At 45.6% G+C, this 10,419-nt stretch carries 10 protein-coding genes; 4 read left to right on the top strand and 6 right to left on the bottom strand.

What is annotated here, in order from left to right; genetic code table 11:
• The first annotated feature begins 462 nt into the window (after positions 1–462).
• Positions 463–1,275: a PEP-CTERM sorting domain-containing protein gene (locus tag PX482_RS25880; protein WP_288056433.1), complete on the top strand. Its 813-nt coding sequence runs from the start codon at positions 463–465 to the stop codon at positions 1,273–1,275.
• 321 nt (positions 1,276–1,596) lie between these two features.
• Here the strand turns inward: PX482_RS25880 and PX482_RS25875 are convergent, their stop codons facing one another.
• From PX482_RS25875 to PX482_RS25865, 3 genes are all read right to left on the bottom strand, one after another.
• Positions 1,597–2,679 (bottom strand): ATP-dependent 6-phosphofructokinase, encoded by a 1,083-nt coding sequence (locus PX482_RS25875; RefSeq protein ID WP_272083489.1) that lies wholly within the window; start codon positions 2,677–2,679, stop codon positions 1,597–1,599.
• 305 nt (positions 2,680–2,984) lie between these two features.
• Positions 2,985–4,427 carry a glutamate--tRNA ligase gene (gene gltX / locus PX482_RS25870; protein WP_002759700.1) on the bottom strand — a complete coding sequence of 481 codons (1,443 nt, stop codon included), beginning with the start codon at positions 4,425–4,427 and terminating at the stop codon, positions 2,985–2,987.
• Between the two features lie 322 nt (positions 4,428–4,749).
• Positions 4,750–5,226: an NAD(P)H-quinone oxidoreductase subunit N gene (locus tag PX482_RS25865; protein ID WP_002735370.1), complete on the bottom strand. Its 477-nt coding sequence runs from the start codon at positions 5,224–5,226 to the stop codon at positions 4,750–4,752.
• A gap of 49 nt (positions 5,227–5,275) precedes the next feature.
• Here PX482_RS25865 and PX482_RS25860 point away from each other — a divergent pair, with 49 nt between their 5' ends.
• A complete protein-coding gene (locus tag PX482_RS25860) occupies positions 5,276–5,464 on the top strand; it encodes a hypothetical protein (protein ID WP_002759701.1) in 189 nt (62 codons plus the stop codon).
• Between the two features lie 53 nt (positions 5,465–5,517).
• On the top strand, positions 5,518–6,387 hold the full coding sequence (locus PX482_RS25855) for an ABC transporter permease (RefSeq protein WP_288123205.1): 870 nt from the start codon (positions 5,518–5,520) through the stop codon (positions 6,385–6,387).
• Between the two features lie 49 nt (positions 6,388–6,436).
• Here the strand turns inward: PX482_RS25855 and phoU are convergent, their stop codons facing one another.
• The 3 genes from phoU to PX482_RS25840 form a co-directional block, all read right to left on the bottom strand.
• Complete coding sequence (phoU, locus tag PX482_RS25850) at positions 6,437–7,105, bottom strand: phosphate signaling complex protein PhoU (RefSeq protein WP_002759704.1); 669 nt, start codon at positions 7,103–7,105, stop codon at positions 6,437–6,439.
• A gap of 120 nt (positions 7,106–7,225) precedes the next feature.
• Complete coding sequence (locus PX482_RS25845) at positions 7,226–8,527, bottom strand: sensor histidine kinase (protein ID WP_002759706.1); 1,302 nt, start codon at positions 8,525–8,527, stop codon at positions 7,226–7,228.
• Positions 8,528–8,574: 47 nt separating this feature from the next.
• Positions 8,575–9,327, bottom strand: coding sequence for a response regulator transcription factor (locus PX482_RS25840; protein ID WP_190380615.1), 753 nt, complete (start codon positions 9,325–9,327; stop codon positions 8,575–8,577).
• 69 nt (positions 9,328–9,396) lie between these two features.
• Here PX482_RS25840 and PX482_RS25835 point away from each other — a divergent pair, with 69 nt between their 5' ends.
• Positions 9,397–10,164, top strand: a complete 768-nt coding sequence (locus tag PX482_RS25835; RefSeq protein WP_002759708.1) for a creatininase family protein — start codon at positions 9,397–9,399, stop codon at positions 10,162–10,164.
• The last annotated feature ends 255 nt before the right edge of the window (positions 10,165–10,419 follow it).

The following is a 10,419-nucleotide window of genomic DNA, read 5'->3' as shown; positions in this document are numbered from 1 at the left end:
GTACTCTAAAACAAACATTTTGCGTTATCGACCTACCACGCAAACTACTCTAGCATACTAAAATTAAATTGGCAACTATAGATTAGAGTTATTCTTAGTCGTGCTTCGTGTCACTGAGCCTGTCGAAGTGCTGTTCTATGCTGGCGGAACTTTTCATCTCCGAGGTGAAACCGAGAGCCTTCAAGCCGACATTATAGGTAAAGCAGATCGTTTAACCGAGTGAAGTCAATGTCACGTTCTGTTAAAACTCGCTGTCGTTTGGCTTCATCCCATTGAATACGCATGAGATACCCGAAATCAATGGAGAAAAATTGTTTTCACCCACTCTATGCTAACCTATCGCTCCCGAAGGCGAGGGACTAGGGAGAAGAATGTAAAGATTTATTAAATTGTAGCTTTTGATACAACGGGGGGGGGATAAGTGTGTATAGTTTGTGGCGTTTATCTTAAAACCACTAAAAAATGAAATTTGTTTCACTGTTATCCATCACTGCGCTCACAAGCAGTATCTTCATTGCGACCCCCCAAGCGAAAGCAGCAGTAGTTTTCCTTGACTTGAATACCTTTACCTCTGGGGGACCTGGCACAGGAACATTCGCGGGAACCCTAGGGGGAGTGAACGTTACAGGTTCTATACTCGCTGGTGGCGGACCTAACTTTACGATTGCAGGTATTAACCCAACAAGTTGGGAAGGAACAACAATCGATAATACTACCCCTCAATACAGCTACAGCAGCATCTATACTCCATCCCAAAGTTTAGGTGATCGGGTAGGTTATACAATGTTTAATCAGACTGGCCAGACTGCGACTTTAAAGATTCAGTTTAGCTCGCCCGTGACCAATCCCACCTTTCACGTTGCCAATCTTGACGGGATGATCTATGATTTTTCTGATCCGAGCAATGGTTCGATCGCACTCAATTTAGTGAGCGGTAACGGTGGTGGCGGCGATGGCTTAACAGTCGATACCACGAACAAAATCATCGCCGATGCGAATCCGTTTACTGGCGTTGGTCTTTCTCCCTTCACTCCCCCTCCGACTACTGGTACTCGTTCCGCTTACGGTTCTGTGGAGTTATTGGGGACTTTTTCCGCCTTGAACATTAAGCTAAGGGGAAATCCTAGCCTAACACTTGCTGGGGATGGTGGAAGCTTTATTCTTAGCCTGAAGACACAGATTCCACCAGTTCCCGAACCAACCTCAACCCTCAGCTTCCTAGCTCTCGGCACTCTCGGCGCAGCTTCAACCCTCAAGCGCAAACTCAAACCATAAAAGTAGGCTAAATTGCTGACAAAAATACCATAAATGCCCCTTCATTCAGTCAGTTGAGGGGGTTTTATTTTTTGCCTGTGCTTCTACTTATTAAATTTTATTAATTAATTGCTCAAAAGTAGTTTCTTGTGGTAGAAAAAGATTTTTTGTACCGATAGGGTAAAATTTAATAGATATTGTAATTTTATGCCATAACGGAAGTTAATTACAGCAGTTATCTTAATGGTGAAATAACTTCTTTATTTGAGGGGTAATTTTAATCGGTGGGGAAAGGGCGATACTTAAGGGTTAATTCTCGCACCGATTCCCCTAGATTTAATCTCAATCCCCTAGACAAATACCCAAACCCCTGGCGGTTTTGACTAAAGTTTCTTCGGGATCGACGACGCGATAGGTTTTAATCGCCTCCTCGATGGGAACACTGACCACTTGCCGATTTTGCCAGGCCACCATGCGATCGAATTCCCTCCTGGCGATCAAATCTACGGCCGCCACGCCAAAAGCCGCCCCCAGTAAGCGATCAATCGGAGAAGGAATGCCCCCCCGTTGAATGTGGCCCAGGAAAGTCACTCTCGTTTCGGCCCCGGTTTCCCTGGCAACTTCTTCGGCTAAATAGCGACCGATACCCCCGAGACGATCTTCCCCTAGGGCTTCCTTTTGCACTAAGCGATTGCCAGTTTCGGTACGCACAGCCTCGGAGACAATAATCAGAGAAAACTGTTTATCCATACGCTGCCGTTGCCGGATCTTCTCGCAGACCTTCTCTAATCGGTAGGGAATTTCGGGAATGAGAATGATATCAGCCCCCCCCGCAATACCGGCAGCCAGGGCGATATGGCCGGCATCTCTACCCATAACTTCTAGAATCATCACCCGGTTATGACTAGCGGCGGTAAAATGGAGGCGATCGAGGGCTTCTGTGGCGATATTAGTAGCTGTATCGAAGCCGATGGAGACTTCTGTAGCTCCCACATCATTATCGATGGTTTTGGGGATACCGATCAGATTAATGCCTCCCTGTTGGGCGATACGGCGCAAAATCGCCAGACTACCATCGCCACCGATGCCGATCAGGGCATCCAGTCCCAGACTATGATAGCCGTCGATGATGTCCTGAGAGCGATCGATCAGGGTTCCATCCGGCATCGGGAAAGCGAAGGGATCCCCCTTATTGGTAGTACCGAGAATCGTTCCCCCCATCACTAACAGGCGATCGACTCCTTCAATATCAAAGATCGTGGTTTTGGGGGGACGGCTAACTAATCCGTTAGTTGCTTCTCGAATACCCACCACTTCCCAGCCATAATTGCCACTGGCATGGTGGACAACGGCACGAATGGCGGCATTTAAACCCGCACAGTCGCCACCACTGGTGAGAATTCCAATTCGTTTTTTTTCACCCATAGGTTTTTGTCAGGAGATTAACAAATCTATATTTAGGGAAAAGTTGCGGATAATGCCTAAAAATTAAGAAAGTTTCTAGATCGTCCCTGACAGCTAGGGGAAAAATCCGCCCCTGTCCCCTCAGTCCCCCTAGCAGGAAGTTTGACCCACCTCCGGGTTTTTAACTTTAATACTGGTCAATCGATCACGAGCAGGGTATGCAGGGCGACACGGATTCCCATTATACTAGAAAGTATATAGCAATCTTAGGGCATTTGTCAACCCTAATATACAAGAAATTTTCTGATAACTGATAGCCAATCAATTTAACTATTTACTGCTTGCTGAAGACGGGATAGATCCCAACCTTTTTGATTGAGAAGTAGCCAAGACTGCATTAAATCCGGACCGTGTAACTCCCCCATCAAAGCAGCGCGTAGAGACTTCATCACCAGACCTTTTTTAACCCGATGGGTTTTAGTGGTTGTCTCCACAATTCCCTTAGCAGCTTCTCCGGTCAAATCGGGAGTAATAGCGGCGAGAATATCCTTGATAATATCCTTAACTCCCTCTAATTGTAATTGACTCAAAGCCTCCTGATTATAATTCGCCACAGGGGTTAAAAGTAAGCGACTTTCAGCGACAGCATCGCTTAAACGAGTTAAACTCGGACCGATGAGAGTAGCCAAACCGATCAACCAAGCTCGATCGGTTTCAGCATCAAAATTATACCCTGCTTCTTGCCAGTAAGGGAGAAGTAAAGGCACTAATTCCTCACCGGTTAAACGATGAAGATATTGACTATTAATCCAATCCAATTTCGTCCAGTCAAATTTTGCCCCCGCTTTATTTACCCGTTCTAAACTAAACACTTCTGCGGCCGTTTCAAGGGTAAAAATTTCTTCAGTGGAATCGGGAGGAGTCCAACCGAGGAGAGTCATGTAATTAACCAAAGCTTGCGGCAGAAAACCCAGTTTTCGGAAATCATCGATCGAAGTGACTCCATCCCGTTTAGATAACTTGCGACCCTCCTGATTTAAGATCAAAGGACTGTGGGCAAACTCCGGCACTTTTGCCCCCAAAGCTTCGTATAAAAGAATTTGTTTAGCCGTATTAGCGATGTGATCTTCCCCACGAATAACATGGGTAATTTCCATATCGATATCATCAACAACTACCGCTAAATTATAGAGAGGCTGACCGAAGTTTTCCTCCCCATTTTCCGAGGTACGAGCGATCACCATATCCCCCCCTAAATCACTACCTTTCCAGATAACTTTTTCCCGGATTAAATCCTGCCAAATAATTTCTCGATCATCGTCAATAATAAAACGAATTACTGCTTTTCTCCCCCCTTGCTCGAATTGAGCTTGTTGTTCGGGGGTGAGATAACGATGACGATTATCGTAACGGGGGGCAAAATTGCGGGCTTTTTGTTCTTCCCGCATTTTTTCCAATTCTTCTGGGGTACAATAACAACGATAGGCTAAACCTCGATCGAGCAGGGTTTGAATAGCCTGACGATAATAATTAAGGCGTTGAGTTTGAAAAAAAGGACCTTCATCCCAATTCAGTCCTAACCATTGTAGGCCCGCTTGAATATTTTCCGTATATTCTGGTCGAGAACGTTCTAAATCTGTATCTTCCACGCGCAAGATAAATTTACCCCGGTGATGATGGGCAAAAAGCCAGTTAAACACGGCTGTGCGTGCTGTTCCAATGTGTAAATTTCCCGTGGGACTGGGGGCAATACGAACTCTCACTGTCACGATTTAACTCCTAGGTTTTTTGCGGCAACGATATCCCATATTATGGCAAATTCACCTAGGCCAACTCGCGAAATTAAGAAAATTAAGTGGGTGGGTGGAATTAAATATAAGATGAACGTAGGTTGGGTTGAAGCATGAAACCCAACTCCCGCATGGGTTACGCTACCGCTAACCCATCCTACAAAGAATTGTGCCTCCCTACTTAAATGAATAGCTACCAAAGGGTGAGAAAGGAACAACAAACTCTCAATAAATGAAGTCTCCCTCTCCGGGGAGAGGGTTTGAGGGGGAGATATTTCAATAACCGTGTTATTTCGGTAATTTAGGCAGCGACTAAAGATTTGCTCAAAGGTTGCCAACGGAAATATCTTTCCCCACCCAATTCGAGGACAAATTTTAACCGGGGTTCCTGTTGACTAAGATTAATTAAGTATTGTTTTTCTTCCGAGGACAAAACAAAACTTTCAATAATCCAAATCACTAAACCTTTAGATTTGGGGGGTAAATTTTCCAATTGATAGGTAGCAATGGGAGGAATAAAATAAACCGGTCCAACGGCTGCTTCCCGACCAATATTTTTTTTACCTAAATGGGGGGGACGGACTCCATGAATGCCGGTAAGATAGGCACTTAAATCCCCTAGACCTCTAGCGGTGATATGCAGGACATTGTAACCGGTGGCCCGTAAACGTCTTTGATAGCGTCCCTCGTAACCCCCTTCTAAGGGTGCGTAAACCCCTAAAGCACCGTATTGTTCCAGATCGCGAATAAATGGTTTTCCCGTGGTCAGTAGTGCCATAGCTAGTGAAAAAAATCTTTTCCCCTATAATCGCACGTTTTGTTAAGTTGTGCGTCAGCTGAACAAAGAAAGACTTAAGATCAAAGATAGAGAGGGACAATCGCTACTCTCCCAAGGAGGTAATATGTTTCACGATCTCCTTTATCCCAACGGACTGCTTTATATCCTGATTAAACTAACTGTTTTAGCTTTAGCAGTCTTACTCTGGTTTATGGTCGTTTCGGCCCCGGCTGTTTGAAAAAACACTGCTCTTGTACAATTAGCGTTCTATGCAATGGCTAAATTTTGTCGATGACTCCTGTTAAATTGCCGATCGATCCTTTTCTGAAACCCAACCTAACCACTAAACTCCTAGGGGTTGGGTTGGTATTGACAATTATTTTTATCCTGATTGCCCTGTTTTCGCCCCTTCTGCAAGCGATCGGACTGATTCAGGATCCAACCGACATTTTAAGCAATTATCCCCTACAAGCCCCCAGTTCTGCCCATTGGTTCGGGACGAATGTGCGCGGTTATGATGTCTTTTCCCGCACCCTATTCGGGGCCCGGGCGGCCTTGTCCGTGGTATTTTTGGCCACAGGATTATCTTTAGTCATCGGGGTTCCTTTAGGGTTAATTAGCGGTTATTTGGGGGGTAAGATCGATCGCGTTCTCCTCTTTATCATGGATACCCTCTACACCTTGCCGGGGTTATTATTATCGGTGGCTCTCGCTTTCGTCTTGGGTCGTGGTATCCTCAATGTAGCGATCGCTGTTAGCATTGCCTATATTCCCCAATATTTTCGCGTGGTCAGAAATCAAACCGCCAGCGTTAAAAATGAGTTATTTATCGAAGCGGCGCGAGCGATCGGTGCCAGTCCTAGCCGGATACTATCAAAATATCTTTTCTTTAATGTCGTCCAGAGTGTCCCAGTTCTTTTTACCCTCAACGCGGCGGATGCGATCCTTGTTTTAGGCGGTTTAGGCTTTTTAGGCTTAGGATTACCGGAAGAAGTGCCTGAATGGGGTCATGATCTCAAGGAAGCTTTGGCGGATTTATCTACAGGTATCTGGTGGACCACTTTATTCCCCGGATTAGCGATGACCACGATGGTGGTGGGTTTATCCCTCTTGGGAGAGGGGTTAAGTGAAATTTTCAACCCCCTGAGTCGTAAACGCTAAAAGCGGGGGCCAGAGTTCGAGAGAAATCATCTCAGGAGCCTCCACACCCTCAGCCTCTCTGTCCGGTAACGATGTAGGATACCCTTTGGGCGATATTGGTGGCGTGATCGGCCATGCGTTCCAGATGACGGATTAGTAAAGCCATCAGCAGGATTGGTTCCACCACACCCTTGATATCTCTTTGATGGGCGAGAGTGTGATAGAGATAATCATAGGCTCGATCGACCGTATTATCTAGTTCTTTCACCTTTGGACCTGCTTCTTGATCGAGGTCGGCCAGAGCAACAAGGCTCGTGGCTAACATATACTGGGCATGGTGGGACATAGCCTCGATCTCACCCATACAATCGTGGGGAGTATAGGCGAATAATTTGAGAGCTATTTCAGCCAAATCCTTGGCATAATCGCCGATACGTTCCAAATCGCGCACTAATTGCATAAAAGCACTTAAAAGCCGCAAATCTTGGGCTACGGGAGCCTGTAGAGTCATGAGAGTGGCACAATCTAACTCGATTTGACGGTAGTAGCGATCGATTTCCTTGTCAAGGGGGGCGATTTTTTTCGCCATTTCCAAATCCCTAGCAAAAAGGGATTGATGGCTAAGACGAAAGGATTCTTCGACCAAGGTGCCCATTCTCAGCACATCCTGTTCCAATCGCTGGAGAGAACGAGCGAAATAGGTGCGATCGGGATGATTGGTTTCTTTGGATAGGCTCACGGTCGGATTCGCTTAACATAAAACTACTCTTTCTCTACAGTGATAACAAGAAAATTTTCGATTTTGTACAGTTGTCCAGAGAACTTGACAGATTTTTTTTCTCCCCACACCCCACACCCATCACCCCACCTCCTTTTTTTGACGCGGGAGAGTGACTTGTAGGCGAGCGCCGCCGGTGTTAGGATCATTTTGAGCGACGATCGAACCGCCATGGGCTTGAATAATCTCTTTGGCAATCGATAAACCTAAACCGGTACTATAATCCTTTGTGCCTTGTTTTTGACGGGTGCGGGAAGGATCACCACGAAAGAGGCGATCAAAAACGTAGGGTAGATCCGCTTCGTTAAATCCCTTCCCGTTGTCGATAACGTCAATTTTCAGCCATTTTTCCCCGATAGTATCGAATATTTCCCGAATTTCTAGGCGAATTTTCCCCTGATCGGGACTATACTTAATGGCATTATCAAAGAGATTCAGGAAAACTTGCAGCAGACGAGAGTGATCCACTTCCAGCGTCCAATCCACCGGAGAGGAATAATCTAAGCTAATCTGTTTTTGGGCGGCTATTGGGGTGACAGTCTGCCAAGCGGCGCTGATGAGGTCCTCTAGATTAATCATCTGGTATTGTAAAGAGCGCCCCGCATCCGCTTGTAATTCACTAATTTCTAGCCAATCGCAGACTAATTGGCTCAAACGCTCCACTTCTTTCGCCATTTGTTCTAACCAGCGTCTTTCGGGAGCTTGGAGGCGTTTTTGTAAAGCTTCGGTAAGGAGAGAAATGGAGGTTAAGGGAGTGCGTAACTCGTGCGTTAAGTCAGAGAAAGCTCGCTCGCGATTTTGCGATAATTCGACTAAAGGCTGTCTATTTTCGATAAATACAGCGATTTCACCTTCCGGCAGCGGATAACCGTAACCCTTCAAGGCAATCGATTTAGGAGCAATCACTTGGCGATCGCTAATGGGGTTGACAGGATAATTAGTCGGGTAAAAAGTCCAAGTTTGCACCTGTGGACTCTGTTTTTGGCGAGTTTCTTGAATTAATTGATCTAATTCGTAGGATCGCACTAATTCCAGCAGCAGACGCACTTGATCTGGCTGCCAGCGATCGAGTTTGAGGAGATTAATTGCCTGTTGATTACACCAGAGTAGTTGATTATCGGTATCTATATGAAGATAGGCGATCGGCGCTAGTTCTAGCAAGGATTTCTGAATTTCTAAGCTCTTTTCTCGCTCTTGCAGACTTTGGGAGAGAAACTGTAATTCTCGACGCACCAGGGAGGTAACGGGAAAAGAGGCCGACAAATCCACCGAATCCGAGAGAGCGCTTAGGGTTCGCTTTAACTCTCTATTTAAGCGTGAGACTTGCCAATAACAAATACTCAAACCTAAAACTACTCCGAAAATAAAAGCGAAAATAGTCATTGTCTGCGCGAGCGGCGATCGCTAATCGGGAAAATATAATCGCTCACCTAGCCAAAACGATAACCGAAACCGCGTACAGTAATCAGGTATTCCGGTTGACTGGGATCGATTTCTAGTTTTTCCCGTAACCAGCGAATGTGAACATCGACGGTTTTGGTATCTCCTAAAAAATCTGGCCCCCAAATTTGTTCAATTAACTGCTCTCTTGACCAAACTCGGCGCGGATAACTCATAAATAGGTCGAGGAGACGGAATTCTTTAGGAGAAAGGTTAATTTCTTCATCTCGCACCGTCACCCGACATTCCTGGGTATAGAGAAGAACATCGCGGAATTTTCGCACGGGAGCGGCAGCTAGGGAAGTAAATCCTTGACGACGAATGAGAGCGCGACAACGAGCGACTAATTCGCGCATACTAAAGGGTTTAGTCAGATAATCATCGGCACCTACTTCTAAACCCAAAACTCGATCGGTTTCGCTGGCCTTAGCACTTAAGATTAAAATCGGGATAATATTGCCGTGATAGCGCAACAGACGACAGATATCAAGACCGTTGATTTGGGGTAACATTAAATCCAAAACGACCAAATCAAAACGAGACTCACCGTGATTAGATTCTTGACTTTGCAGTAATTCTAGGGCAACGCGACCATCACTAACACCGAGCGCCTCGTAACCTTCTTCTTCCAAAGCCAAAATAATCATATCCCGAATCACTTCTTCGTCTTCAACGATTAAAATCCGATGATTGGGAACGAAATCCGTACTCGCCGACAAGGGGGGGGTGTCAAGGGTTAACATAAAAATACTTGATTATTCGTCCTAATTTTATCTCAATTGGTCAACCTGCACTCGGGGGGGTAGAGCCGAATGTTATTACAGTTATCCACCTGGTTAGAGGTGGAATCCTATCTAGAACAATCTCAGGGAATTATTATTCCTATTGGTTCCACGGAACAACACGGGCCGACGGGACTAATTGGTACAGATGCTCTATGTGCGGAGGCGATCGCTAAAGGAGTGGGGAAACAGGTACGAGCAATGGTAGCACCCACCTTAAATGTCGGTATGGCCCTACATCACACGGCTTTCCCGGGTACAATTAGTCTTCGTCCTAGCACTTTGATTCAAGTCATCCTCGACTATGTGACTTGTTTAGCTAGAGCGGGTTTTCGTCAATTTTTCTTTATTAATGGTCACGGGGGCAATATTGCCACCCTAAAAGCCGCTTTTGCGGAAACCTATTATCATTTGGATTCCCTCAATTTGCTTAACACAAACGAGGTTAAATGTCAAGTGGCCAACTGGTTTATGGTGCGAGAAGTTTATCTTTTAGCCAAAGAATTGTATGGAGATCAGGAAGGTTCTCACGCTACACCGAGCGAAGTGGCGTTAACTCAGTATCTTTACCCTGAGAGCCTTAAAAATGCCTTTTTATCGGAAAAAGTGGCTTCTGGTCATGGTATTTACGGTGCGGCTAATTTTCGCCAAAACTACCCCGATGGTCGTATGGGTTCCAATCCTGCTTTAGCCACTCCCGAACACGGTCAGAGGTTCTATGAATTAGCCGTGAAAGAATTGAGTAATAATTATTTAGAATGGCTCTCTTGTCCTGTGTCTGAGTTGATTAGTGACTAAGCCACCGAGACCCAGAATAATTTAACTGTAACCCTAAGTAAGTAGCTGGTTATAATTATAGCGGTTCTCGCATCTGTGCGGCACACTTAAACCTTTGCTGATTAAGCTGTTCAGGATCGGGAATGTACCTCTTGTGAATCAGAAACGCTATAAATTAAAAATGGATTTTAGGTTCGATCCCCCCTGCCCCCCTTGATAAGGGGGGTGCCGATAGGCGGGGGGATCCCCCCTGCCCCCCTTGATAAGGGGGGTGTC

The organism is Microcystis sp. M53602_WE12, from assembly GCF_030065455.1.
Lineage (GTDB): Bacteria > Cyanobacteriota > Cyanobacteriia > Cyanobacteriales > Microcystaceae > Microcystis > Microcystis aeruginosa.
This window is presented reverse-complemented; position numbering and strand designations above follow the sequence as displayed.